This window comes from Stenotrophomonas sp. TWI587 (genome assembly GCF_039674145.1).
In the GTDB taxonomy this organism is placed as follows: domain Bacteria; phylum Pseudomonadota; class Gammaproteobacteria; order Xanthomonadales; family Xanthomonadaceae; genus Stenotrophomonas; species Stenotrophomonas maltophilia_AY.
On sequence record NZ_JBDJMW010000002.1, the window covers coordinates 255,455 to 279,873 of the forward strand.

The 24,419-nt window shown below is 66.3% G+C and carries 21 protein-coding genes; 7 read left to right on the forward strand and 14 right to left on the reverse strand.

The features are described 5' to 3' along the window. The first annotated feature begins 40 nt into the window (after positions 1 to 40). Complete coding sequence (locus ABE464_RS04280) at positions 41 to 460, forward strand: helix-turn-helix domain-containing protein (RefSeq protein ID WP_346470889.1); 420 nt, start codon at positions 41 to 43, stop codon at positions 458 to 460. 16 nt (positions 461 to 476) lie between these two features. On the opposite strand, the gene ABE464_RS04285 is transcribed toward ABE464_RS04280, so the two are convergent. Genes ABE464_RS04285 through ABE464_RS04300 form a run of 4 tightly spaced genes read right to left on the reverse strand, consistent with a single transcriptional unit; the run spans position 477 to position 4,375 of the window. Next, on the reverse strand, positions 477 to 1,637 hold the full coding sequence (locus ABE464_RS04285; RefSeq protein ID WP_346470890.1) for an NADP-dependent oxidoreductase: 1,161 nt from the start codon (positions 1,635 to 1,637) through the stop codon (positions 477 to 479). Continuing rightward, the gene (locus ABE464_RS04290; RefSeq protein ID WP_346470891.1) at positions 1,540 to 2,403 is read right to left on the reverse strand and encodes an alpha/beta hydrolase; all 864 of its coding nucleotides are present in this window, start codon (positions 2,401 to 2,403) and stop codon (positions 1,540 to 1,542) included. Before ABE464_RS04290 ends, ABE464_RS04285 begins: the two co-directional genes overlap by 98 nt. Positions 2,404 to 2,429: 26 nt before the next feature. Continuing rightward, entirely contained in the window at positions 2,430 to 3,218 is a 789-nt protein-coding gene (locus ABE464_RS04295; RefSeq protein ID WP_346470892.1) for an SDR family oxidoreductase, read from the reverse strand. Between the two features lie 59 nt (positions 3,219 to 3,277). Then, a complete protein-coding gene (locus ABE464_RS04300; protein WP_346470893.1) occupies positions 3,278 to 4,375 on the reverse strand; it encodes an alkene reductase in 1,098 nt (365 codons plus the stop codon). 178 nt (positions 4,376 to 4,553) lie between these two features. Here ABE464_RS04300 and ABE464_RS04305 point away from each other — a divergent pair, with 178 nt between their 5' ends. Next, a complete protein-coding gene (locus ABE464_RS04305; RefSeq protein ID WP_346470894.1) occupies positions 4,554 to 5,135 on the forward strand; it encodes a TetR family transcriptional regulator in 582 nt (193 codons plus the stop codon). A gap of 59 nt (positions 5,136 to 5,194) precedes the next feature. Here ABE464_RS04305 and ABE464_RS04310 read toward each other — a convergent pair whose 3' ends face one another. After that, the gene (locus ABE464_RS04310; protein ID WP_346470895.1) at positions 5,195 to 5,980 is read right to left on the reverse strand and encodes a hypothetical protein; all 786 of its coding nucleotides are present in this window, start codon (positions 5,978 to 5,980) and stop codon (positions 5,195 to 5,197) included. A gap of 199 nt (positions 5,981 to 6,179) precedes the next feature. Then, on the reverse strand, positions 6,180 to 7,283 hold the full coding sequence (locus ABE464_RS04315; protein ID WP_346470896.1) for a hypothetical protein: 1,104 nt from the start codon (positions 7,281 to 7,283) through the stop codon (positions 6,180 to 6,182). Positions 7,284 to 7,451: 168 nt separating this feature from the next. Between ABE464_RS04315 and ABE464_RS04320 the strand changes: the two genes are divergently transcribed. Beyond that, positions 7,452 to 9,944 (forward strand): methyl-accepting chemotaxis protein, encoded by a 2,493-nt coding sequence (locus tag ABE464_RS04320; RefSeq protein ID WP_346470897.1) that lies wholly within the window; start codon positions 7,452 to 7,454, stop codon positions 9,942 to 9,944. A gap of 57 nt (positions 9,945 to 10,001) precedes the next feature. On the opposite strand, the gene ABE464_RS04325 is transcribed toward ABE464_RS04320, so the two are convergent. After that, positions 10,002 to 11,495, reverse strand: a complete 1,494-nt coding sequence (locus tag ABE464_RS04325; protein WP_346470898.1) for an FAD-dependent oxidoreductase — start codon at positions 11,493 to 11,495, stop codon at positions 10,002 to 10,004. 24 nt (positions 11,496 to 11,519) lie between these two features. On the opposite strand from ABE464_RS04325, the gene ABE464_RS04330 reads away from it, so the two are divergent. From ABE464_RS04330 to ABE464_RS04340, 3 genes are all read left to right on the forward strand, one after another. Beyond that, a complete protein-coding gene (locus ABE464_RS04330) occupies positions 11,520 to 12,029 on the forward strand; it encodes a MarR family winged helix-turn-helix transcriptional regulator (protein WP_346470899.1) in 510 nt (169 codons plus the stop codon). Between the two features lie 61 nt (positions 12,030 to 12,090). After that, the gene (locus tag ABE464_RS04335; protein WP_346470900.1) at positions 12,091 to 12,918 is read left to right on the forward strand and encodes a trypsin-like serine protease; all 828 of its coding nucleotides are present in this window, start codon (positions 12,091 to 12,093) and stop codon (positions 12,916 to 12,918) included. Between the two features lie 125 nt (positions 12,919 to 13,043). Next, positions 13,044 to 14,030 (forward strand): MDR family oxidoreductase, encoded by a 987-nt coding sequence (locus ABE464_RS04340; protein ID WP_346470901.1) that lies wholly within the window; start codon positions 13,044 to 13,046, stop codon positions 14,028 to 14,030. A 54-nt stretch (positions 14,031 to 14,084) separates the two neighbouring features. On the opposite strand, the gene ABE464_RS04345 is transcribed toward ABE464_RS04340, so the two are convergent. Beyond that, positions 14,085 to 15,398, reverse strand: coding sequence for a chloride channel protein (locus ABE464_RS04345; protein WP_346470902.1), 1,314 nt, complete (start codon positions 15,396 to 15,398; stop codon positions 14,085 to 14,087). A 70-nt stretch (positions 15,399 to 15,468) separates the two neighbouring features. After that, positions 15,469 to 16,539: an aldo/keto reductase gene (locus ABE464_RS04350; protein WP_346470903.1), complete on the reverse strand. Its 1,071-nt coding sequence runs from the start codon at positions 16,537 to 16,539 to the stop codon at positions 15,469 to 15,471. 158 nt (positions 16,540 to 16,697) lie between these two features. On the opposite strand from ABE464_RS04350, the gene ABE464_RS04355 reads away from it, so the two are divergent. Beyond that, complete coding sequence (locus ABE464_RS04355; RefSeq protein WP_346470904.1) at positions 16,698 to 17,600, forward strand: AraC family transcriptional regulator; 903 nt, start codon at positions 16,698 to 16,700, stop codon at positions 17,598 to 17,600. Positions 17,601 to 17,658: 58 nt separating this feature from the next. Here ABE464_RS04355 and ABE464_RS04360 read toward each other — a convergent pair whose 3' ends face one another. From ABE464_RS04360 to imuA, 5 genes are all read right to left on the reverse strand, one after another. Continuing rightward, positions 17,659 to 18,426: a YggS family pyridoxal phosphate-dependent enzyme gene (locus tag ABE464_RS04360; protein ID WP_346470905.1), complete on the reverse strand. Its 768-nt coding sequence runs from the start codon at positions 18,424 to 18,426 to the stop codon at positions 17,659 to 17,661. 108 nt (positions 18,427 to 18,534) lie between these two features. Further along, entirely contained in the window at positions 18,535 to 19,041 is a 507-nt protein-coding gene (locus ABE464_RS04365) for a hypothetical protein (protein ID WP_346471124.1), read from the reverse strand. Positions 19,042 to 19,152: 111 nt separating this feature from the next. Further along, entirely contained in the window at positions 19,153 to 22,257 is a 3,105-nt protein-coding gene (locus ABE464_RS04370) for an error-prone DNA polymerase (protein ID WP_346470906.1), read from the reverse strand. After that, positions 22,254 to 23,669 (reverse strand): DNA polymerase Y family protein, encoded by a 1,416-nt coding sequence (locus ABE464_RS04375; RefSeq protein WP_346470907.1) that lies wholly within the window; start codon positions 23,667 to 23,669, stop codon positions 22,254 to 22,256. Before ABE464_RS04375 ends, ABE464_RS04370 begins: the two co-directional genes overlap by 4 nt. Before the next feature lie 9 nt (positions 23,670 to 23,678). Beyond that, complete coding sequence (gene imuA, locus ABE464_RS04380) at positions 23,679 to 24,296, reverse strand: translesion DNA synthesis-associated protein ImuA (protein WP_088433373.1); 618 nt, start codon at positions 24,294 to 24,296, stop codon at positions 23,679 to 23,681. Between the last annotated feature and the right edge of the window lie 123 nt (positions 24,297 to 24,419).

The following is a 24,419-nucleotide window of genomic DNA, read 5'->3' on the forward strand; positions in this document are numbered from 1 at the left end:
GTTGAGGTGATGTCAGTGCGGGGAGAGAATGTCGACTACGATGAAACACCACAAGCAGGATGAAATACTCGGGATTAGTATGGAAAACAATACCAATGAGAGCGGTGGGATGAATATGCACGAGGAGATGCGTCGCGCATTTTCCCTGCTCTCGGGAAAGTGGAAGCTGGAAATCATGTGGCTGCTGAACCAGCGCATCTACCGATTCGGCGAGTTGCGCAAGGCGATTCCAGGCATCACCCAGCACATGTTGACCGCTCAGCTTCGTGAGCTCGAGGACGATGGACTGGTCTCACGCACCGTCTTTGCCGAAGTGCCGCCTCGCGTGGAGTACGAGATGACGGCCAAGGCGCGGGCACTCGGGCCGACCACGGAGGCACTCATGGCGTGGTGGCAGGAGCACGGAAGTGGACTCCCCAAGCGGCCCACAACGCGCGGTCGTACCGCAAAGCAGAGGTGAAGGAGGTGGTCGCGTCCTACCGCATCTCCACCACCACCTTGCCCTTGGCCCGGCCACTCTCGACATGGGCCAAGGCGCTCTGGGTCTCCTGGAGCGGGAAGACCCTGTCGATGACCGGGCGGATCACACCGGACTCGACCAGCGAGGTGACCTCGCCAAGTTGCTGCCCACTGGCCCGCATGAAAACGAACGTGTAGGTCACGCCCTTCTGCTTCGCCTTACTGCGGATGCCATGGCTGAGCAGGCGCATGACCTGCTTGAGCAGCCAGGCCAGGCCGCGCGCAGTGGCAAATGCGGGCGTGGGCGGCCCGGAGATGGAGATGAGGTGTCCGCCTGGCTTGAGAATCTGCAGCGAACGGGTCAGTTCGTCTTTGCCGAGGCTGTTGAGCACCACATCGTAGTCACGCAGTTCCGTCGCGAAATCCTGTTGTTTGTAATCGATGACGACGTCTGCGCCGAGATCCTTCACCCACGCGACGTTGGCGGTACTGGTGGTAGTGGCCACGAAGGCGCCCAGATGTTTGGCGAGCTGGATCGCCACCGTCCCGACGCCGCCGGAACCCGCCTGGATGAAGACCTTCTGGCCCGGTTTCAGCTGGGCGGTTTCGACCAGCGCTTGCCACGCGGTCAGCGCGACCAGCGGCAGCGAAGCGGCCTCCACCATGGTGAGGTTGCTGGGTTTGAGCGCCACCGAGGCAGCATTGACCGCAATGAACTCGGCGAACGTGCCGATGCGATCATCGTCGGGACGGGCATACACCTCATCGCCGGTTTTGAACTGGTGCACCCCGGCGCCGACACTTACCACGGTGCCGGCCATATCGTTGCCAAGAATCAGCGGCAGGCGATAAGGCAGGATCAGCTTGAACTCCCCGGTGCGGATCTTGGTGTCCAGCGCATTGACGCTGGCCGCGTGCACGCGGATGAGAACATCGTCATCGCGCAGCGGCGGCTGCGGGGCGTCGCCGATGCGGCCGGTCTCCTTTTTGCCATAACGGTCGATGAGGAAGGCTTTCATGGGCGGTGTCTCTGGTTGAGGGATGCCGTCGGGCTGCGGGGCAGGGAACGTGGTGGGCGCATCAGTTATCGAGGAACGCCAGCGCGTCCCGAACGAACTCGGTGTGATACTGGAAAATCCCACCGTGACCGGCGTCGTCGTAGATGCCCAGCGTCGCATTGGGAAGGCGGTGGGCGAGGTCGCCACTGTTGGGTGTCGGGACCATGATGTCGCTGTCGCCATTGGCAACCAGTACCGGGATCTGGATCTGGCCAAGGTCCTGGGGCGGTTGCCTTCCCCAAGCAGTGATGGCCTTCAGTTGACGCAGGAAGGCGGTGGGTGAGGCAGGCCTGTCGCGATCGTTTCTGCGCTCCTGCAGTCGCTGCAGGAAGTCATTCGCCGCCTGTCGGCTGCGGGCGCTGGCGGTGAAGAACAGGTAGTACTTCGGATCGCGCCGCGTCAGCAGACCCTTGAGGATCAATGGCCAGGACACGCGGCCCACCCGGTCGATACCGCGGCCACCCGCTGGCCCGGTACCGGTGAGGATGAGCCGACGCACCAGGTCAGGTGCGCCCAGCACCACCTGCTCCGCAACGAAGCCGCCGAGCGAGAAGCCGAGCAGATCGATGCGGCCCAAGCCCATCGCGCGAATCAGCGCGATCGTGTCCTGCGCCATTTCCGCGACGCTTACCGGTGCTTTGCCACCTGATCCTCCAATGCCACGATAGTCGATGGCGATGACCCGATGCCGGCTGGCCAGGCCATCCACGATGCGCGGGTCGAAGTTGTCCAACACCGCGCCCCAGTGGTTGAGCATGACCAGCGGGATGCCGTGCCGTGGCCCCAGTCCGCGGTAAGCGAACCGGGTGCCATCGACCTCCAGCGAGCGGGTCGGTGCATTCTCGAACCCGTGCCTGGATTCGGGGAGCGTGCTGGAAAGCGTCATGGTCGCGTACCTGTGGGGTCAGGGCTTCACTCGGTGGGGCGATAGCGTTCCGCCGCCTGCGCCTGCCGGATGTCCGAGAGCAGGCCCTGACGCGATGCGTCCAGCGTGTCCCAGCGTTCGGCCACATGCAGCGGTGGAATGGTGACGGTCTCGCGGCGATCAAAGCCGACCAGCGCCGCATCAACCAGCTCGCCGACATCCATTACCTCCGACAGCGTATTGATGTCGATACCGGCCCGCTCCCAGATCTCGGTACGTGTCGCCGCGGGCAGCACGGCCTGCACATAGACGCCCTTGGGCGACAATTCCAGGGTAAGCCCCTGCGACAGGAACAGCACGAAGGCTTTGGTCGCACCGTAGACGGACATGCCGAACTCCGGCGCCAGCCCGACCACCGAGCCGATGTTGATGATCGCGCCTTCACCGGCGCTGGCCAGCCGTGGTGCAACGGCCGCGGCAAGGCGGGTCAGGGCGAGGGTGTTCAGCGTGATCAGCTGTTCAATGCTGTCGGCCGACTGCTCGGTGAAGCCACCGGATTGGGCGATGCCCGCGTTGTTGATCAGGATGCCGATGCGCGCATCGTCGCGCAGGCGGGTTTCAACGGTGGCCAGGTCGGCGCGCTGGGTGAGGTCGGCCGGCAGTACCTCGACGGCAACACCCGTGTCATGTCGCAGGCGCTCGGCCAGTGCGTCCAACCGCGCCGTGTCGCGCGCGACCAGCACCAGGTCGTGGCCGCGCCGTGCGAAACGTTCGGCGTAAACGGCACCGATGCCGCTCGAGGCGCCGGTGATGAGAACAGCAGGAAGCAGGCTCATGGTATGTCTCTTCAGATGTAATGGGTGAACGTGGGTGCAGCGCTGCGTTTGCGGCCTGCTTACTGCGCAGGCATATCGGTCAGTGCGGGGTAGTCGGTGTAGCCTTCGGCGCCGCCGCCGTACAACGTGGCCGGATTCAATGCATTCAGGGGCGCGCCCGTCTTCAGGCGCTCGACCAGATCGGGATTGCTGATGAAGGCGCGCCCAAAGGCGAACAGGTCCGCCTTGCCCTCGGCAAGCTGCGTACCGGCCAGTTCCAGGTCGTATCCGTTGTTGGCCAGATAGGTCCCCTTGAAGCGACCGCGCAGCCCATCGAAGTTGAAGGGTGCGACGTCGCGCGGGCCCCCTGTCGCGCCTTCGACCACATGCAGATAGACGATGCCCTGCGCGCTGAGCTGATCGACGAGGTAGTCGTACTGCGGCTGCGGGTCGCTGACCGTGGCAATGGCGTTGGCCGGGGAGACCGGCGAGATACGCACGCCTGTGCGATCGGCACCGATCTCGGCTGCCACGGCGGCCGTGACCTCCAGCAGCAGGCGCGCACGGTTTTCGATCGAGCCGCCGTAGGCGTCGGTGCGCTGGTTGGCACCGTCCTTGAGGAACTGTTCGAGCAGGTAGCCGTTCGCGCCGTGGATCTCCACGCCATCGAACCCGGCGGCGATCGCATTGGCGGCGGCCTTGCGGAAGTCGTTGACGATGGCGGGCAGCTCGTCGATCTCCAGAGCGCGCGGCTCGGACACATCGACAAAGCCGTTGTGGACGAAGGTCTTGGTCTGCGCCCGGATGGCCGAGGCGGACACCGGCGCGGCGTTGCCGGGCTGCAGATCCACGTGCGAGATGCGGCCCACGTGCCACAGCTGCACGAAGATGCGTCCGCCGCGCGCGTGCACGGCGTCGGTGACCTTGCGCCAGCCATCGATCTGATCCTGCGTGTACAGCCCCGGGGTGTCCTGATAGCCCTGGGCCTGCGGCGAGATCTGGGTGGCCTCGGTGATGATCAGGCCGGCCGAGGCGCGCTGGGCGTAGTAGGTGGCTGCAAGCGGGCTGGGCACGAGGCCGGCACCGGCGCGGTTGCGCGTCAGTGGTGCCATCACGATGCGGTTGGCCAACGTGATCGGGCCAAGGGGGTAGGGCTGGAAAAGGGGCGAGGTCGTCATGGTCGGTGCGATGTCGTGATCGTTGAGGGGTGGCGCCGGCGGGCAGGGAGTCGTGCCGCCTTGGAGTGCCACAATGATGATGACCGTAATCTTAGATGTCAATGGTTTGATGATGGTTGTCATCTATTCGTGCTAAAGTGCGCTCCTATCGATTCAGGGCATCAAGAGACAACGGGTCATGAAGGTCACCAAGGCACAGGCGCAGGCCAACCGGGCGCACATCGTTGAGACCGCCTCCACGCTGTTCCGGGAGCGGGGCTACGACGGGGTGGGCGTGGCAGACCTGATGGCGGCTGCGGGCTTTACCCACGGCGGCTTCTACAAGCACTTCGGCTCCAAGGCCGACCTGATGGCCGAGGCAGCCAGCTGCGGCCTGGCGAAATCGGCCGATGCCGCGGCCGACATGGACCTGGCCAGCTTCATGAGCTACTACCTCTCCCGGCAGCATCGTGACGCGCCAGGCCAGGGGTGCACCATGTCAGCGCTGTGCACCGACGCGGCGCGTCAGCCGGAGCCGGTCAAGGCGGCTTTCGCGGCAGGTATCGAGGCGCAGCTGGCGGTCTCTCCTTTCCCGGAGGGGCAGATCGACGGCGCCACGGCCGAAAAGGCGCGTGCGCGGCGTATCGCCCTGATGGCCCAGGCGGTTGGCGCCATGGTGTTGTCCAGGTCCTGCCCGGACGATTCGCCGCTGGCAGATGAAATCCTGGAGGTGTGCCGGGCGGACGTGCTGGCGCGCCTGTCAGGCGTGCCCATTCGCTGACGCGTGCTGGGGCCACCGTCCCCAGCGGTAGCGCAGTGATGCGGTGAGTGGGATGACTCTCAGTCGCTGCGCGTTGCCTCAAAGCGGTAGGGATCACCCTGATCCGCAAAGCGCAGCAAGTAGCGCGCAACGCGCGTCTTGCCATCGGACAGCACGTAGTCCACCTGCAGGCCGGTCGGATGGTTTTCCTGCTCCGCGCCGAGGTAGGTGGCGCTCGGATAGCTGAAGCCGCCATGGGGCGCTTCCCGTACGCCTGCACAGCTGGCAAACAGCGGCGGCAGGGTGTACAGACGCTCACCATGCAACAGCAGCACCGCTGTGTAGCGGACGGCGGTGCCACTGCTGGAGTAGTGCATATCCAGGCAAACCGACGTGCCGCGCTGCCAGGCCGTTACGGCCGCCAGGCTCTCCGGGTCGATCGTCGTCTCACTGGCACTGGGCCACTGCGGTGACGCCAGGCTCACGGCGCGGCTCATTGGCCAACGCCGCGCGCCCACCATCAACGCCTGGCCATCAAAGGCAACATCAAGGCCGCCCTTGGGGGGCGTCATGGGCAGGTCGCCGGGCGTGGTCCACAACGGTTGGTCGTAGCGGCGCAGCGCCTGGTGCATCGAGGTCGCCCAGAGGCATTGACGGGGTGATTCCGTGCAGGGCATGGCCAGCGACGTTCCCGATTCCGGAAACAGGGCGCCGCCGAGTGAGCGGTAGAAATCGCTATAGTCGGTAAACATGACAGGCGCGGCATGGGCTGCTGCTGGCAGGCACACGCTCAGCAGCACAGCCAACGCACGGGGGAAGGGGAACGGAGTGCTTTCCATGTGGGTAGTGGGCAACGCATCCAACATCATTGTCTCATCCAGCTCGATTGGAACCTTGCAGCGACGATCCCTGCAACCTGCCTCACTGCACCGGGTTCTGGCACGGTCATGCCGGGGGTCCACGGAGGAGTGGCTGACAATGTCAGCAACTGCTTCCACCGATGCAGCCAGTGCAGCCGCGTCAGGTGGGTCCGCCTCTGGCCGAGCCTGTTCCCGCCTGCCTCGCCTAGAAGTAAAACCCGATGTTGAGGTTGAACCGGGAGTGCCAGCCTGTGGCTGCGCCGTCATCGATCCCGACCCCATTGCCGCCGGCAAACCACATGTTCTTGCCGGCGATCCAGTCAGCGTATGTCAGCATCGCGCCCTTCTGCACACTGCAGCCGGTGACGTTCTGCCAGGAGTTCCGCAGCTGCGGAGCATCCTGCACGGGCAAGGTCATGCTCAGGTTGTTGTAGCAGGTGACGTTGTCCAGCCAGCGCGTCTTGCCGAAGGAATAGGCCACGTTGGCGGTGGGGACGTCGGCCTCTGCCACGATCTCGAACGGCGCAAGGAAAGCCGACATGGCGATGCGATCGCTCGGGATGCTGTAGCGGTAGCGCGCCCACTGCAGCTGTGTGGTCCAGCTGTCGCGCGTCCACTGCGCGTGCACGGCCGCCGCATGATGGCCGTAACGCTGCCCGGTCCGCACGTTCTCAACCCGTCCACTGAAAGCAGAGCCGCCCAGCAGCAGGTCGCCGCCGGCCCAGGCCTGGCTGTGTTCGTAACGCAGGTGCAGCCTCTCGCGCTCGCGGTAGGGCAGTGTGTCTGTCTGGGCCACGTCGAAGGAGTAGCGATCACTGCGCGCGCCGGTGCCGTATTCGTCGCCGGCGAACCAGCCGAGGTGCCACTGGTCTGCGCCATCGCGGTGACGGATCACAATGCCGGGGTCGTAGTCATCCTCGATGCCCAGGTAATAGCCGGAGCCAAACCAGAAACTCTGCGCGGCAAAGGGCAACAGCCCGAACGGAACCTGCTGGATCCCGGCCTGCACGACGGTGTCCTCGCTCGCGTTCCAGCCGAGATACGCATGATGCACGGCATCGAACCCGTCATACCAGCGGTACTGCGCGGACAGGAACAGCGGGCCTGCACCGGCGTCGATATCGGCACGCAGCAGCTCCAGCTGCAAGCGGCTGGTGGGGCCGTAGTCCAGCCAGCCATAGTTGAAGCGCACCGCGCCGCCGATGTCCACGTGCGGTTCTGTTGTCGAGGTGGATTCAGCAGCGTGCGCCGCAGAGGAAAGGGTCGCGATCAACGCGAAGGTCAGCGACAGCGTGGAACGGTTTTTCATGGCAGTGGAACACGTAGATCGCAGAAACAACGGCGCGCACTATAGCCTGCGTTCTCTTGTCACGCGCATCTCGAATGGTTCTTAAAGAACGTCGCCTTCACGCCGTTATCGCATGACGGTGCACTGCGTCCATTCCGGACCGTGGCCATTTTCTTTCGAGTGCCATCCATGGGTTTATCGTTGATTCGCCGTGACAGTGTCGCCGTACGTCTGATGTTCGGTACCGGCCTGCTCGCATTGGCCTGTTTCACCTTTACCGCGGTGGTCATCTACTGGCGGAGCAGTGATGCGCTGTCGACGTCAGCGCAGGACATGCTGCGCGAGGTGGCGCGGCATGAGGCGCGCAACATCTCCAGCGAGCTTGAGTTGGGCTTCGATACCGCCGCGTCTCTGGCCAACGCGCTACGCACGCAGCACACTGATCCGCGCTTCAGCCGCGAGACCGCAGCGGTCGTGCTGCGCGAGCAGCTGCGTGCGCACAAGGACTGGCTCGGCATCAGCAGCACCTGGGAGCCGGACGCCTTCGATGGCAAGGATAGTGCGTTCGCCGACACCGAGGGCCATGATTTCAGCGGACGGTTCATGGCCTATTGGTCGTGGCAGAACGGAACGCTCGTGCGCGAGACGTTGCGTGACTACGACGTCCCGGGTGTCGGCGACTGGTACCTGAAGAGCCGCAACACCCATCGGCCCAATGTCATCGAGCCCTACGTCTACCCGCTTGCCGGCGTGGACACGCTGATGACCACGTTGAGTACGCCGATCATGGACGGCGAGCGCTTCCTGGGCACGGTCAACGTGACCCTGGCGCTGGACGCGCTGCAGAAGCGCATCGCCCAGCTGCATCCGTTGGGAGTGGGCGAGGCCAGCTTGCTGTCGCCGGCAGGCGCGGTCATGGCCAGCGCCGATGCGTCGGAGGTCGGCAAGATCCGTGACGACGCCGACACGCGCCGGGTTCTGGACGTCACCCGCAAGGGCGAGGTGATCGCCGATCAGGTCAGTGTGCGTGGTGTCGACTCGCTGCGTGTGGTGGTGCCGCTGCGTCTGGGCGATGCGCCGGAAGTCTTCGCGCTGGGCATCACGGTCCCCACGAGCCATGTGATGGCGCCGGCGAGGTCACTGCTGATGGTGATCATCGTGGTGGGCCTGCTCTCGGCGGTGTTGTTGTGTGCAGCGCTGTTCCTGTTGATCCGCCGCCAGGTGCTTGCGCCGCTGGCCGAGGCGGTGCGTGTTTCCGGTGCGGTCGCCTCCGGGCGCCTGGACAGCCGGATTGAACCGCGCCGCATGGACGAGATGGGCCAGCTGCTGCAGTCGATGGGGCATCTCCAGAATCAGCTGCGCAGCGTGATCGATGCCCAGGGCGAAATGGCCACGCGCCATGACCAGGGGGAGATGGGGTACCAGATGGAGGCATCCGCGTTCCCGGGTGACTACGGACGTATGGTGGCCGGCACCAACGCACTGGTGGCCGCGCATGTCCAGGTGCAGCGCCAGCTGGTGGAGGTGATGTCGCGTTATGCGGTGGGTGACATGACCGTGGACATGCCGACGCTGCCTGGCGAAAAGGCCGCCATCAGCGACGCGATGGTGGTGACCAAGCGAAATCTGCAGGCCATCAACACCCAGATTCTGGCGCTGGCCCAGGCGGCTGCCGCCGGCGATTTCAGCAAGCGCGGCGACGCACAGGCGTTCTCGCACGACTTCCGCGGCATGGTGGACGGCCTGAATGCCCTGATGCAGACCACCGACACCAACCTGGCCGAGCTGTCGCGTGTGCTGCGCGCCATTGCCGCCGGCGACCTCAGCATCCGCATGGTCGGCGACTTCAAGGGTGTCTTTGCGCAGATGCGGGATGACGCCGATGCGACGGTGGATCAGCTGACCGCCATTGTCGGCCGCATCCAGCAGAGCAGCGGTGCGATCAATCTGGCCGCCAGCGAGATCGTGGCCGGTAATGACGATCTGTCACGCCGTACCGAACAGCAGGCGGCCAGCCTGGAAGAGACTGCTGCGTCGATGGAGGAGCTGACCTCCACGGTGCGCCAGAACGCCGACCATGCGCGCAAGGCAGACGAGCTGGTGCAGAGCACCGCTCGCGTTGCCGGGCAGGGCGGCGAGGTAGTCGCCGAGGTGGTCACCACGATGGCGGGGATCGAGACGTCGTCGCGACGCATCGCTGACATCATTTCGGTCATCGACGGTATTGCGTTCCAGACCAACATCCTGGCGCTGAATGCCGCCGTGGAAGCGGCCCGTGCCGGTGAGCAGGGCCGAGGCTTTGCCGTGGTGGCCAGCGAAGTGCGTACTCTGGCACAGCGGTCGGCGGATGCCGCGCGCGAGATCAAGAGCCTGATCGAAGACTCTGTGGGCCAGGTGGAGGGCGGTGCGGCGATGGTGCGCCGTGCGGGCACCACCATGGAGGAGATCGTCGCCTCCGTGCAGCAGGTCACCCAGATCATGGCCGAGATCTCCGCAGCGTCGCAGGAACAGAGCGCCGGCATCGAGCAGGTCAGCCAGACCGTGATCCAGATGGACGAGGCCACCCAGCAGAATGCAGCGCTGGTGGAAGAAGCCAACGCTGCAGCTCGATCGATGGAGAGCCAATCTCAGGCGCTCCAAGCGGCGGTGGCGATCTTCAAGCTGGGTGACGCGCGCCGCTGACCGGTGCTGGATAAGGGCCGGATGCTCAGCGTATCCGGCTCGTCACGTGCGGTTGTTTCAACGGCGCGGCGGCATCACCCCGTCGAGATGCGCGCTCAGCGTCTCGATCTCCTGCTCGCGGACCACTGCCGCGACGTAACCATCCGGCCGCACCAGTACCCACTCGCCCGGCTGCAGGCCATAAGCACCGGCGAAGTGTCCCTGCGTATCCCACAGATCGCCGCACTGGCCGATAACGTGGACGTGCAGTTCCTTCCGCGCGAATGAATCGGCACGGGGGGTTTCGTAACCAAGCAGCGTCCAATGCGGACCGCGCAGCACCTCAAACAGGCGCGTTGGCTGCCCACCCGCGCCCTGCAATGGGGCGTCGGGAGCGCGGCTGCCCGGCGCAATGCGTCCGATACGGGGCTCGACGGGTAGCGAGAGCGGTGAATCCGGGTACCCGAAATCGAGCTGCTGGACCTCCCGACCGCGTCGATTGTCGCCGCGGCGGGCGTGGTCGAGCAGTTTCGTCGCAAGCCCAAGCATCGCGGCTGCAACAGGGCGGCGCTCTTCTTCGTAGGTGTCCAGCAGGGTCTGCGGTGCCCCCTGCAGCACGGCGGCCAGCTTCCATCCCAAGTTGTAGGCATCCTGGGCACTGGTGTTGAGCCCCTGTCCGCCGGTGGGGGGATGCGTGTGGGCGGCGTCGCCGACGAGGAAGGCCCGGCCGACACGGTAACGATCGGCGAGTCGGGCGTTCATCTGGTACGCCGAGGCCCACTCGACCTCTAGAACCGCAATATCATCCCGCCCGGTGCGCTCACGTACCATGGCCGCCAGCCCCGCCGCCGAGAGATCCACCTCGCCCTCCAAGGGCACCGGGGCCTGTAGCTGGAACAGCGCGGTTCCCATCAGTGGACACAGCGAGATGCGCTGCCCCATGTCCTCTTCGTTGAAGGTGTGCCAAGCATCGCGAGGCAGCCCTTGCAGCACGATGTCAGCCACCACTGCACGCACGCCCAAGGTCTTGCCGGGGAACCCGATATCGAGTGCGTGACGCACGATGCTGCGGCCGCCGTCAGCGCCGATCAGATAGCGTGTGCGGAGCGTCTGCTCGCCCAGAGAGGTGGCAAGACGCAGGGTCACGCCATCGGCGTCCTGCTCGACACCGATCAGTGCATGCCCGAAGTCGACCCGGTGCCCCAGCGCCGCGAGGTGGTCGCGCATAACGCACTCGGTCAGGAACTGCGGCACCATCAGCGGCCGCCGATAGGGTTCGGCGGGTGTGGCTGGCGACGCCTCCACCATGACCGTGTCCGTACGGGTGCCATCGGCGTGATGTAACCGGGAGACAGGGTAGGCCCCGCCCGCCGCGAACAGCTGATTGACGATGCCCATGTCTTCGAAGATTTCCTGGCTACGCGGCTGGATACCCTTGCCACGCGACCCATGGAACGGGTGTTCCCGCTGCTCCACCAGGCGGAATGCAACGCCACGGCGGGCCAATTCGATGGCCAGGGTGAGGCCGGCTGCGCCGGCGCCACAGATCACTACGTCAGGGGTATTGCCCATTGCATCGCTCCAGGTATGTGTAATATGCACTTACTTGAAGGGGATGCTATGCCGGTGAAAAAGAAGGTGCAAGATACACATAATTCGGCCGAGTTGAGGTCGCTTCACCTCTCGATGGTCAGCCTCGCCAGCGTGATGAACCGTCCGCGCAACGATGAACGGCTGATCCAGGAGGCTGGCGTGACGCTGGACCAGGCTTTGTTCCGGCTGCTGGTGGTGATCGAACGCGTCGGGCCGATCGGGGTGGTTGAGCTGGCCGATCGCCTGGGCCGGGATTACACGACCATCAGCCGTCAGGTGGCCAAGCTGGCTGCGATGGAGCTGGTCACGCGTCGCGGTAACCCACAGGACCGCCGCATCCGTGAGGCGACCATTACGCCGAAGGGCAAGGACATGACGGACCGGTTGGATGCCGCACGTGAGCGGATCGGCCGGGAGATCTTCGCCTCCTGGCCAGCGCAGGATGTATCGGAGCTGGTGCGTTTGATGGCAAAGTTCGCCAGCGCGCTGGAAGCCCGTGAGCGCGAGCCGTAACGGTACCCACGCGTCGCAGGGCATCTGGACCCCGCTGTCTGAACCTCACAAGGCATCACCAATGAAGGGATTTCTGCTGATCGGGATGCTGCTCGCAGTGTCTTCGACCGCCCATGCCATCGTCGTCCGTCATGACGTGGATGATGCGCATTACCGCGTTCCCGCCACCGAGTTTCCCGCCCTCGTGGACATGCCCGGCGAGGGCCACGGCGCGTTGATCGCGCCGCAGTGGGTGCTGACCGCCGCGCACACGCTGCCCATGCATGCCGATCTCAAGCAGGTGGTGATCAACGGAACGGCCCGGGACGTCGAGCGCGTTGTCGTCCACCCCGGCTACAGGACGCTGCCGCAGACACTGATCGATCAGGCGATGGCCAGTGGCGAGGCAATGCTGATCGTGGTGTTTCTCGCATCGGGCGACGATGTTGCGCTGATCAGGCTGAAGGCACCGGTGACCGACGTTGCGCCGGTGGCTATCTACAGTGGCACCGACGAGGCCGGTCAGATCGCGAAGATTCTGGGAAAGGGGGCCACGGGAACGGGCGCCACCGGGCATTCCCCCAACGGCCCCAATCGCACCGAGCTTCGTCGTGCGTTCAATCGGATCACCAGCGCCTACGACCGCTGGCTCTGCTATGTCTTCGACGAACCGCCGCAAGCGCTGCCACTCGAGGGGGTGCTGGGCAACGGTGATAGTGGCGGCCCTGTGCTCATCGAACGCGATGGTCAGTGGCTGCTGGCCGGGCAGGGCGCGTGGAAGGTGGTGCAGGGCAATGTGCTGACCGCCCGTCCCGGGCGCTATGGGCAGGTCACCTGCAATGTGCGCGCGAGTCACTATCGTGACTGGATCGAGGGTGTAATGACCGACCAGGCGAGCGCGCCGGGCTGATCGGCAGCTGCTTCCTCGTGCCAGCGGCCGATTCTGCAGCGTGGCACCATTTAACGGGACGGTACGCCACACGAATCACACTGGACGTATCGTCACTGTACATCTGCACAGCAACCGGAGACCCCATGACCTTCAAAGCCCTCCTTGCCACCAAAAACACTGATGCCATCACGACCGGCATCGTCGAGCTGACCGAGCAGGATCTGATGCCCGGCGACGTCACCATTGCTGTGGAGTATTCCACGGTGAATTACAAAGACGCGCTGGCGCTGAGCGGCCGTTCCCCGGTGATCCGTACCTTCCCGCTGATTCCCGGCATCGATCTGGCCGGTGTGGTTGAAACGTCCACCCATCCGGGTTTCGCGCGGGGCGATCGGGTACTGGTCAACGGCTGGGGCTTGAGCCAGACCCACCACGGCGGCTATGCGCAGAAGGCGCGTGTGCCGGGCGAGTGGTTGGTGAAGATCCCCGCGGCGTTCTCCAGCCAGGAAGCGATGGCCATCGGCACCGCCGGTTACACCGCGATGCTGTCGGTGCTGGCGCTCGAGCATGGCGGGGTGAGTCCCGATCAGGGCGATATTCTGGTCACCGGGGCCAATGGCGGTGCCGGCTCCATCGCGATCGCGCTGCTGTCCCGGCTGGGGTACCGGGTGGTTGCATCGACGGGCCGGCTGGAGGAGTCCGCGTATCTCAAGGAGCTGGGTGCGGCCGAGGTCATCGACCGCGCGACCCTGTCCGCACCAGGCGCGCCGATCGCCAAGGAACGCTGGGCGGGCGCGATCGATGCAGTGGGCAGCCACACGCTCGCCAATGTGCTCGCACAGACCCGCTATCGCGGCGTGGTGGCGGCTTTCGGCTTGGCGCAGGGTGCGGATCTGCCGGGCTCCGTGCTGCCCTTCATCCTGCGCAACGTGACCCTGGCCGGCATCGACTCGGTCAACGCGCCTTACGCCGCGCGTGTGCAGGCCTGGACGCGACTGGCCACCGATCTGGACCTGGGCAAGTTGGCACGCACCACGAAAGTGATCGGTCTGGCCGAGGTGCCGGCGCTGGCCGGGCAGGTGCTGCAGGGGAAGGTGCAGGGGCGCACCGTGGTCGACGTCAACGCGTGATCCTGCGCAGGTGCGCTGGCGACGGGCCGGGTGTTCCGGCCTGTCGTCAGGACGCTACGCCGAAGCTGGGGGCGGACTCGGAAGCTGTCTGACCAGCTGCTCGGCCATTGCTTTGTAGATCGGCACGCGGCACACCAGACCGGAGACACCGCGGGCGATCAGCACGGTCGCCAGAATGGGCAGCAGCATGTCGCTGCTGTCGGTCAGCTCCAGCGAGATGACGGCGGAGGTCAGCGGTGCCTGGGTCACGCCCGTCAGGTAAGCACACATTCCCAGCAGCACGAAGATGCGCTCATCGACCGACGGCATGAGGGCGGCGAGATTGTGTCCCAGCCCGGCACCGACGGCCAGTGCGGGCGAGAACAACCCGCCCGGAATACCGGCAACGTACGACACCAGATTGGCGAGAAGTTTCATCAGGCCGAATTCGTGTCCGACGGTTGCGCCACCTTGGACCAGTCCCCTGGCCTGCTCGTAGCCGGTACCGAACGCACCCGCGCCGAAGGCGGCACCCAGCAGCACCAGCGCGAGCCCGCACAGGGCGGCCAACAGCACCGGGTGCCGCTGGCGCAGCCTGCCCAGCCACCGCGGGCGGCCCGCCATGGTGAGCAGTACCGCCTTGGCGAACACGCCACCGAGCAGGCCTGCGACCGTGCCGCATACCAGGATCGCCAGCCATGCCTGGCCCAACGGGAGCGTGGCACTTACTTTGCCGAAGTAGGTGTAGTTGCCGAGCAGGCCCAGCGACACCACGCCCCCGACGATGACCGCAGTGAGCAAGGTGCCTGAAAAACGGTGCTCGAAGCGGCCACTGAGCTCTTCAATGGCGAACACGATGCCGGCCAGCGGTGTATTGAACGCGGCGGCGATGCCGGCTGCGCCACCGGCCAGCAGGAAATGCGACAGTTCTTTCGGGTCACGGAATCCGAACCAGCGCCCGAACATGTACATCAGGCTGGCACCGACGTGCACCGTGGGGCCTTCACGGCCCACCGATGCACCTCCGAGCAGGGACAGTGTGGTCAGCGCCAGTTTGCCGGCCGATACCTTCAGCGAGAGGTTGTCGCGCCGGAAGTCGGGCGTGGCAACGTCCAGTGCGGCGATCACCTGTGGAATCCCGCTGCCACGCGTCGGCTTGAGTGCGCCACTGGTCAGCCAGGCCAACAGGGCGAACACTGCCGGCGTCACCAGCAGCGCCCACCAGATTGAATGGGCGATGATCCACTGGAACACCCGGAAGGCCGCGTCGCTGGCCTTGGCGAACACGATCGCGACCAGGGCGACGGCTACCGCGCCGCCCCACAGCGCCGCACGGCGCTTCCACGCGTCCCTGGACAGGAGCGGGCGTTGAGAGTCCGGTGAGGTCATGAATCACATTATCTCACGGGGGTCTGGCGGGCTTTTTCACCCAATCTGTCGGTTGGGAGATCGCCATGGTTTACCTTCGCCCAGTGAGCATGGAGGTGCCGAAGATCAACTGCTGGGCCATTGGCCGGCCGATGAAGCGTGCCGGGAAGATCGGTGCCGGAGCACTGGCCTCATTCAGCCGTGTCAGTTGCGCAGCGCTCAGCACCACGGTGAGCGCGCCGAGGTTGTCTTCTGCCTGCGCCACGGTGCGTGCGCCGATGATCGGTGAGACCACCGCCGGGTTGGCAAGCGTCCAAGCGATGGCCACCTGCGAGCGGGAGACACCCAGTTCCTCGGCCACCTCACCCACTACCTCGGCGATGGCCAGTGAGCGTTCGTTGAGATGACCGATCGATGCAATCACGCCTTTGCGGCTGCTCGCCACATCCGCGCCATTTTCGTCGGACAGATCGTCGCGCGTGTATTTGCCGGTCAGGATGCCGCCGCCCAGTGGCGACCAGGGAAGTACACCCAGGCCCAGGGCCTGCGCCATCGGCAGCAGCTCATGTTCCACCGTGCGTTCCACCAGACTGTATTCGATCTGGAGCGCCACCAACGGGGCCCAGCCACGCAGGTCAGCCAGAGTCTGCAGTTCGGCCACGCGCCAGGCGGGGGTATTGCAGATACCCAGGTACAGCACTTTGCCACCTCGCACGAGGTCGTCGAGTGCGCGCATCACTTCGTCCGGCTGGGTGGTGAAGTCCCACGCATGCAGGTACATCAGGTCGATACGGTCGGTATCCAACTGGCGCAGGCTGGTCTCAACCGAGCGCACCAGGTTGTAGCGATGGTTGCCGCCGGCGTTGATGTTGGTGGGATCGCGGGCCATCGTGAATTTGGTGGACAGAACCAGCCGGTCACGTTGGGTCTTGGCGAAACGACCGAGGATCTGCTCGGCGGCTCCGTTGGTGTAGTTGACCGAGGTGTCGATGAAGTTGCCACCACGGTCGAGGTAGGCATCGAAGATCCGCCGCGCCTCGGCGTCGTCTGCACCCCAGCCCCAGTCGTCGCCGAAGGTCATCGTACCCAGTGAGAGCGGCGAGACGCGCAGGCCGGAGCGGCCCAGCAGGCGATAGTGATCGAGCGCGGTGGGTGAGGTCATACGGGCGTTCTCCATGGCGGGACAGGGCAGTGCCTGCGTGGGCCCATTGTTCCGGCAGCCCACGCAGGGCCGGTAGCAACGTCCTCCGAAATGCTTGCACGATCGTCCGGATGCGACGGATGATGGGGTCGCCCAGCGCGTGATCGGAGATCCTCTGCATGACCCCATTGGCGCAGTTCCGTGACGCGATCGCCCGGCACGCGCCGAGGGATGGCACCTTCGCTTCCGTGCTGCCCGGGGTGAGGTTGATACGCTGCGCCACGCCGACGATGCCGATGCCGGTCATCTACGAGCCGACCGTCTGCTTCGTGGCACAGGGGCGCAAGCGCGCGACGGTGGGCGCCAGCGTGCTTCACTACGATCCCACCAGTTACCTGATGGCCTCGGTGGGTCTGCCGGTGATGGGCGCCGTGATCGAAGCGACGCCGGCCCGTCCTTATCTGAGCCTTCAACTCGATCTGGATCCGGCACTGCTGAGTGAGCTCGCGCTGCAACATCCTCGACCGGCCGGCGCCCGCGCGGTCGCCGCGGGTCTGACCCTCAACGCAATGACGCCGGGGCTGCTGGACGCGTGTACCCGGTTGGTCGCTTTGCTGGATGCACCGGACGACGCACGGGCGCTGGGCGACCTGGTCGTCCGGGAAATCCTGTATCGGCTGCTGACCGGCCCAAATGGTGGCGTGCTGCGGGCGATGACACAGGCCGACGGCCGGCAGGGGCAGATTGCCCGCGCGATTGTGTGGATCCGGGCGAACTTCACAGGCGCCTGCCGGGTAGATGAGCTGGCCCGTGTAGCAGGCATGAGTCGATCCACCTTTCACCAGCATTTCCGCGCCGTCACGGCGATGAGTCCGCTCGATTTCAGGACCCAGCTGCGGATGCAGGAAGCCAGGCGCCTGATGGTGGGCGACGGGATGGAGGCGGCCACTGCCGGGTATGCGGTGGGCTATGACAGTCCCTCGCAGTTCAGTCGGGACTACTCGCGACTGTTCGGCGTGCCGCCGGGAAAGGATGCCAGCCGCCTGCGGCTGGAAAGCAGGACGGCGCGGGTGCGCACATGAAAGAACGGCCTTTCGGCGGTTCCTTCCTGCCACGTGAGAGACGATCAGCGATGCGTGGTCAGGACGGCGTCGGCCAATAGAGACTGTCCGGCGTCGAGCGCGCGCCGAAAATGGCCTGGCCCACACGCACGACGGTGGCGCCTTCTTCGATGGCGATCTCGACGTCGCCGGACATCCCCATCGAGAGTTCCTCCAGACTGATCCCCGCCGGAAGCGTGGGGCGCAGCCGTTCGCGCAGCTCACGCAGGCGCGCGAAGCACGGCCGCACCTGTTCCGGATCGGGCGAGAACACTGCCAGGGTCATCAGCCCGCGCACGCGCAGGTTCGAAAACGCGGGGAGCTGCTGCACGAAATCGGCGACCGCGATCGGGTCAAGACCGTACTTGCTGTCCTCGCCGGAGGTGTTGACCTGCACGAACACGTCCAGCGTGCGCTGCTCCAGTTCCAGGCGCTGATCCAGTGCCTGCGCCACGCGCAGGCTGTCCAAGGCCTGGAACTCGCTGGCGAAGCGCGCCACGTCGCGCGCCTTGTTGGTCTGCAGGTGGCCGATCACCGACCAGCGCAGGCCGGGCAGGTCGGCCATGGCGGCGGCCTTGCGCTGCGCTTCCTGCACTTTGTTCTCGCCCAGCTCGTGGCAGCCAGCGTCCCACGCCAGGCGCAGGCGCGCTTCATCGACCGTCTTGCTGACCGGCAGCAGACGCACGCTGGCCGGGTCGCGGCCGGCCAGGGCGCAGGCACGTGCGATGCGCTCGCGGACCGCCGCCAGGTTGCGGCGGATCTCATCGACGGTGTTGGCCTGGGGCCAGGTGGGGGCAGCAATGGGCATGAGCACTCCAGAAGCGGGGACGGCTGCTGCGCGGTGGCGCGCGTGCAGAACGGTCCCATGACAACGGCTAGGGTGTCATAGCGCTATCTGAAAATCACCGCCAGTTGCTCAGGGCGCGGCGGCGGAGTGCGGACTGATGTAGTGCGTCTGTTCGTCGTCGTTGAGAAAGATCAGCTCCGGCTTGCCCTGCCAGGAGGTCAACATCGCACCGGTGCTGTTCTGATGCTTGACCACGAGCGTGGCGCCACGGTCCGGGTTGGCCGTGACCTTGAACACCTCGGTGGTACCGGTGGCATCGTCCAGGGTGAGGATGGCCTCATCGCCGACATCGACAGTGCCGTAGCCGCCGCGCTCGGAGCCATCGGCGCCCAGCAGGATCAGGCCCGACAGCGGTGATGCACGTGGCCCCTGGGTCACGCCCTTGGTGAGCGGATCGGGGACCGGCGCGCCGAGGATCACCCGTGCCTGGCCCGTCGCATCGCGGATCACCAGCCCGCGTGCGGTGATGACTCGCTCATCGGACTGGCTCTGATGCAACTGCAGCGCGGTCCAGCCGGAGACAGCCAGGGCGAGGCTGGAAATGACCAGCGTGGTGACAGTCAACGCGCGCGACATGCAGTTCTCCGGATCCTTGGAAGGATGCGACCATACCGGATAGGCCATTCACGACACCAGTCGGAAAACTCTGGAATTACCTCCAGAGAGTGAAGCCCGTCACGGGATGGCTCAGCGGAAATCGCGGCTGTGGGTGCGCACGCCGTCGATCAGCGAGTCGATGTTGTGCATCTGGCGGACGATCAGGTGCTGCACACCGTCCACGCGTTCGAGCCGGCCATCGATCTGCATCAGCTGGGCTTCGACCAGCACGCGGTGCTGGCGGTCGGCGATCTTGCGCCAGACCACGGCGTTGACCATGCCGCATTCGTCTTCCAGGGTGAGGAAGGTGACCCCGCTGGCGGTCTGCGGGCGCTGGCGCATGCGCACCAGCCCGGCAAAGCGCACGCTGCGCCCGTGCGGCAGGGCGGCGAGCTCGTCGGAGCGGTGGCAGCGGCGTTGGCGCAGCTGGCTGCGGATGAAGGAGACCATGTGCCGGCCCAGCGTGGTGCCGGTGGTGTTGTAGTCGGCCTGCATGTCCTCGAAGGCGCTGGGCAGCGGCAACGGGACGGCGGCTTCGGCGGTGGCGCGTGCAGCTTCGAACAGCGGCAGCGGCTTCTCCACGCCGGAGACTTCCCAGCGCGCGCGGTGGCGATGGCCGCTCAAGCCCTTGAGGGCGCCGGCATCGGCCAGCAGGCCCTGATGGCGGCGGTCCAGTTGCGCGCGCTGGCTCAGGTCGGCCACGCTGTCGAAGGGCGCGCGCTGGCGCGTCTGCACCAACCTGAGGGCGACCGCCTCGCTGAAGCCATCGACCAGACGCAGGCCCAGGCGGATGCCGAACGGCCGGCCCGGCGAGGTGGGCGGTACCAGCGTGCAGTCCCACTCGCTGTAGCGTACGTCCACCGGCAACACCGGTACGCCGTGGCGACGCGCATCCTGCAGGATCTGGTCCGGCGTGTAGAACCCCAGCGGCTGGCTGTTGATCAGGCTGGCGGCAAACGCGGAAGGGTGGTGGCACTTGAGCCAGCAGCTGACATAGGTGATCAGCGCGAAGCTGGCCGCATGGCTTTCCGGGAAGCCATAACTGCCGAACCCCTTGATCTGCTCGAACAGGCGCTCGCCGTATTCGCGGCTGTAGTTGTTGGCGGCCATACCGGCGAGCAGCTTGTCGCGGTGCGGCTCCAGCCCACCGTGGCGCTTCCAGGCGGCCATCGAGCGGCGCAGCGCGTCGGCCTGCCCGGGGCTGAAACCGGCGGCGGCGACCGCCAGCTGCATCACCTGTTCCTGGAACAGCGGCACACCGAGGGTGCGCTTGAAGACCTTCTCCAGCTCGGGGGGGTAGTCGACCTCTTCGATGCCTTCTTCCTTGAGCTTCTTCCGTCGGTTCAGATACGGGTGGACCATGTCGCCCTGGATCGGGCCGGGGCGCACGATCGCCACTTCGATCACCAGGTCGTAGAAGCAGCGCGGCTGCATGCGCGGCAGCATCGCCATCTGCGCACGCGACTCGATCTGGAACACGCCCAGGGTGTCGGCGCGGCAGATCATGTCGTAGGTAGGGGTGTCGCGCGGCGGAATATCGGCCATGCCCATCTTCGGTTCCCCATGCGCCTCGAGCATCGCCAGGCATTTGCGCACGGCGGTGAGCATGCCCAGCGCCAGGCAGTCCACCTTCATCAGGCCGGTGGCATCCAGGTCGTCCTTGTCCCACTGGATTACGGTGCGGTCGGCCATGGCCGCGTTCTCCACCGGCACCATCGTGGACAGCGGATGTTCGGAAATCACGAAACCGCCCGGGTGCTGGGACAGGTGGCGCGGGAAATCGACCAGTTCGGCGGTCAGGGCGACCACCCGCCGCATCAACGGCGTCTCCGGATCGAAGCCGCGCTCGCGCAATGCCTCGGGCAGCGGCTCGTGGCTGCTCCAGCGGTCCAGGCAGGCGGCCAGTTCGTTGACCTGGTCCGGCGGCAGGCCCAGCACCCGGGCCACATCGCGCACCGCGCTGCGACCCCGGTAGCTGATCGCCACCGCGGTCAATGCCGCACGCTCGCGGCCGTAGCGGTTGAATACGTACTGCAGCACTTCCTCGCGGCGTTCGTGTTCGAAGTCGATGTCGATATCCGGCGGCTCATCGCGTTCGGCGGAGATGAAGCGCTCGAACAGCAGCGCCATCTCGCTGGGGTCGATCTCGGTCACGCCGAGCACGTAACACACCGAAGAATTGGCGGCCGAGCCGCGGCCCTGACACAGGATCTGCTGGCTGCGCGCGAAGCGCACGATGTCGTGCACGGTCAGGAAGTAGGACTCGTACTGCTTGGTGTGGATCAGCGCCAGTTCGTGTTCGATCTGGTGGCGTTGCTGGGGCGTCTCGCCCGCTGGCCAACGCCATTGCATGCCTTCTTCCACCAGTACCCGCAGCCAGCTGGCCGGGTCGTGACCGGCCGGCACCAGTTCGCGCGGGTAGGTGTACTGCAGTTGCTTGAGATCGAAGTGGCAGCGCGCGGCGATGCGCAGCGTCTCGGCCAGCAGCTCGGGCGGGTACAGCGTGGCCAAGGCCTGGCGGGTGCGCAGGTGGCGCTCACCGTTGGGGAACAGGCGCCAGCCAGCCTCGCCGAGCGTGCAGTGGTGGCGGATCGCCGTGAGGGTGTCCTGCAGCGCGCGGCGGCGGCGCACATGCATGTGCACATCGCCGCTGGCCACCAGTGGAATGCCCAGGTCGCGGCCGAAACGACGCAGGCGCTGCAGGCGCGCGCAGTCGTCGGCCTCGCGGTGCAGTTCAACCGCCAGCCACAGGCGCTGCGGGAAACAGGCCTGCAGCCACTGCGCATCCTCGATGCCGGGGGCAGGGTCTGCCCACAGGCACAGCAGGCCGGCGTGCAGTTGTTCCATGTCGCTGCGCAGGCAGCGGTACTCGCCCTTGGGCGCGCGCCGGCGGCAGGTGGTGATCAGCTGGCACAGCGCGGCGTAGCTGCCCTGGTCGGTGCACAACAGCACCAGTTTCGGGCCATCTTCCAGCTGGAATTCGGCACCGGTGATCAGGGGCAGTGCGTGCTTCTGCGCCGCCTGCCAGGCGCGCACGATGCCGGCCAGCGAGCACTCATCGGTGATCGCCAGCGCGTGGTAGCCCTGGCCCTTGGCACGCGCGAACAACTCCTCGGCGATGGACGCACCGCGCTGGAAACTGAAGGCCGACAGGCAATGCAGTTCGGCGTACCCGGGCAGCGGCGGCGTACTCATGCGAACCAGCCGTGCAGCATGAACGGCCCGCTGCGTGCATCGGCGGCGGTGTAGGCCCAGCCGCGCTGGCCCTGAGTGGTTTCGACCACGTAATAGTCGCGGCGGATGTCGTCGGCATCCCACCAGCCCGATTCGATCCGCTCCGGCCCGGACAGGATGCGCAGGTGCGGGTCCTGCAATGCCTGCGGCTGGGCCAGCAGCCAGCCCGGGCGCATCGGCAGCACCGGGGGCGGGGCCTTGGGCGCGCCTGTGGCATCACCGGTCGCGCGTTCAGGCCGATGGTCGGCGCGCAGTCCCAGGCCCTGCACGGCGTCATCGCCGAGCCGGGCGCGCAGGCGCTCACGCAGCTGTTCCCACGGCATGGCCTGCTGCGGGCGCGGGTCGAACAGATCGCGTGCGGCCGGCACGAACGGTGGCAGTTGCTCGGCCTGGAGGCGCAGGCCGCGGCTGCCGGCCGGCAACTGCAGATGATCCACCCGGTTGCGGGCCAGCTCGAACAGCATCGCCGGTTCGCGCTCGGGCGCGAGCAGGCCGATCGACAGGCGCGTGTCGGGATGGTTTTCGTGTTCGAACCACAGATCGAACTGCAGCACGCCGCCATCGCGTGAGCACAGGAACGCGGCCAGATCGGCGGTCAGACGCCGCAACGGAAACAGCATGGCCTGGGTGGACTCGACCTCGTATTCGAACTCGATGCGCGCATCGAAGCGGTCCGGTGGCTGGAAATAGCGCAGCGGCGGCGTGCTGATCCCGCGCAGCGCATCCAGATGTGCCAGTACCTGCGGTGGGAAGCGCCGGGCCAGGCTCTCGCGCGGCAGACCAAATGCCGCGCCCAGCGTACGCAGGCCCGAGCGCGACAGCACGGTGACTGCTTCGACCGGCAACCCACTGCGGTCGATCGGGACCTGTGCCAGCGCGGCATCCAACTGATGTGCATCCACGCCGAGCCGGGCATGCACGCGGGCCAGCACGCTGGCGGCATGCGGATTGGGTGCGGCCACCAGCCGATGCCGGAAACCCAGTTCGGTCAGGCCACGGGTGAGCCGCTGCTCGACCTTCGGCCAATCACCGAACAGCGCGCGGCTGGCCCGGATCTCCAGCGCCATCGCATGCGGAAAATCCAGGCTGACCTGCGAGCTGATGCCGTACAGCCAGCTGGCCAGCAACTGGCGGGTGGACTGCTCGGCGCGTGGGTCGTATTCCACGGTGAGCATGTCGCGGGTGAGCACCTGCGCGGCCGAGAGCAGCATGCCGCGGCGCAGCCCCCGCTGCCGCGCCGAGGGACTGACCGCATGCAGCACGCGCCGCTGCGCCGGGCCGGTGACCAGCACCAGCGGCGCGGCCGGGTCCGGTTGCTGGCGCAGGGCAGCATCCAGCGCCAGGTGCGGCAGCAGCAGGCAGGCCCAGTCCATGGCGGCCGCTCAATGGGCCACGGCCAGCGGCAGCGGCTGGGCCGGTGCCAGCCCGCCACGGCATTTGAGAACACGCACCTGGCCATCGTCGAGCTGCAGGCGCAGCGCGGCCGGGGAGGGATTGCGCGCGTGCCGGGCATCGCGGAAGGAAAAGCCCAGGCATTGGCCGGTTTCGGCCGCCACCTGCAGCCGGCGGAGCGCCCGGTCATCGGCCTGCTGCGGCCAGCACAGCACCGCCGCGCACGCGGCCGAGCGCAGGCATTGTTCGGCGGCCCACAACGCATCGCGCGGGCTGGCCTGGACCACCTGCACCTGGTTCAGTGCCAGTCCCGCGCGGGCCCAGGCCGGGGCATGCGGCAGGTGCGGCGGGGCGATCAGCACCACGGTCTGTTGTTGCTGGCTCAGCCTCGCCAAGGTCGGCCAGACCAGGGCCAGCTCACCGACCCCGGGCGAGGCCAGCAGCACCTCCGACAGCGCCGAGGGCGGCCAGCCACCACCGGGCAGGCGGGCATCCAGCGCCGGGTGCCCGGTCGGGTGGGGCGCCACCTCCGGGAAGGCCGCACGTGGCTGCCCCCGCCAGACCCGGCGGGTTTCCAGCAGCCGGTCCAGGGCCAGCACGGCGCCCATCAGCGGGCCTCCCGGCAGGGCTGGAACAGGCGGAAACGGGCAGGAATCAAGGGCATGGCGGCGAGTATCGGCAGCACGCGTGTCAAAGGCTGAGACCGACAATCCTACCCGCAATTAGTAAAA

What these genes read in the sequence shown, in the direction of transcription:
- ABE464_RS04280 (WP_346470889.1), top strand. Translation starts at nt 41, where the DNA reads ATGAAACACCACAAGCAGGATGAAATACTCGGGATTAGTATGGAAAAC.
- ABE464_RS04285 (WP_346470890.1), bottom strand. Translation starts at nt 1,637, where the DNA reads ATGCGACGCTGGGCATCTACGACGACGCCGGTCACGGTGGGATTTTCC.
- ABE464_RS04290 (WP_346470891.1), bottom strand. Translation starts at nt 2,403, where the DNA reads ATGACGCTTTCCAGCACGCTCCCCGAATCCAGGCACGGGTTCGAGAAT.
- ABE464_RS04295 (WP_346470892.1), bottom strand. Translation starts at nt 3,218, where the DNA reads ATGAGCCTGCTTCCTGCTGTTCTCATCACCGGCGCCTCGAGCGGCATC.
- ABE464_RS04300 (WP_346470893.1), bottom strand. Translation starts at nt 4,375, where the DNA reads ATGACGACCTCGCCCCTTTTCCAGCCCTACCCCCTTGGCCCGATCACG.
- ABE464_RS04305 (WP_346470894.1), top strand. Translation starts at nt 4,554, where the DNA reads ATGAAGGTCACCAAGGCACAGGCGCAGGCCAACCGGGCGCACATCGTT.
- ABE464_RS04310 (WP_346470895.1), bottom strand. Translation starts at nt 5,980, where the DNA reads ATGTTGGATGCGTTGCCCACTACCCACATGGAAAGCACTCCGTTCCCC.
- ABE464_RS04315 (WP_346470896.1), bottom strand. Translation starts at nt 7,283, where the DNA reads ATGAAAAACCGTTCCACGCTGTCGCTGACCTTCGCGTTGATCGCGACC.
- ABE464_RS04320 (WP_346470897.1), top strand. Translation starts at nt 7,452, where the DNA reads ATGGGTTTATCGTTGATTCGCCGTGACAGTGTCGCCGTACGTCTGATG.
- ABE464_RS04325 (WP_346470898.1), bottom strand. Translation starts at nt 11,495, where the DNA reads ATGGGCAATACCCCTGACGTAGTGATCTGTGGCGCCGGCGCAGCCGGC.
- ABE464_RS04330 (WP_346470899.1), top strand. Translation starts at nt 11,520, where the DNA reads ATGCACTTACTTGAAGGGGATGCTATGCCGGTGAAAAAGAAGGTGCAA.
- ABE464_RS04335 (WP_346470900.1), top strand. Translation starts at nt 12,091, where the DNA reads ATGAAGGGATTTCTGCTGATCGGGATGCTGCTCGCAGTGTCTTCGACC.
- ABE464_RS04340 (WP_346470901.1), top strand. Translation starts at nt 13,044, where the DNA reads ATGACCTTCAAAGCCCTCCTTGCCACCAAAAACACTGATGCCATCACG.
- ABE464_RS04345 (WP_346470902.1), bottom strand. Translation starts at nt 15,398, where the DNA reads ATGACCTCACCGGACTCTCAACGCCCGCTCCTGTCCAGGGACGCGTGG.
- ABE464_RS04350 (WP_346470903.1), bottom strand. Translation starts at nt 16,539, where the DNA reads ATGACCTCACCCACCGCGCTCGATCACTATCGCCTGCTGGGCCGCTCC.
- ABE464_RS04355 (WP_346470904.1), top strand. Translation starts at nt 16,698, where the DNA reads ATGACCCCATTGGCGCAGTTCCGTGACGCGATCGCCCGGCACGCGCCG.
- ABE464_RS04360 (WP_346470905.1), bottom strand. Translation starts at nt 18,426, where the DNA reads ATGCCCATTGCTGCCCCCACCTGGCCCCAGGCCAACACCGTCGATGAG.
- ABE464_RS04365 (WP_346471124.1), bottom strand. Translation starts at nt 19,041, where the DNA reads ATGTCGCGCGCGTTGACTGTCACCACGCTGGTCATTTCCAGCCTCGCC.
- ABE464_RS04370 (WP_346470906.1), bottom strand. Translation starts at nt 22,257, where the DNA reads ATGAGTACGCCGCCGCTGCCCGGGTACGCCGAACTGCATTGCCTGTCG.
- ABE464_RS04375 (WP_346470907.1), bottom strand. Translation starts at nt 23,669, where the DNA reads ATGGACTGGGCCTGCCTGCTGCTGCCGCACCTGGCGCTGGATGCTGCC.
- imuA (WP_088433373.1), bottom strand. Translation starts at nt 24,296, where the DNA reads ATGGGCGCCGTGCTGGCCCTGGACCGGCTGCTGGAAACCCGCCGGGTC.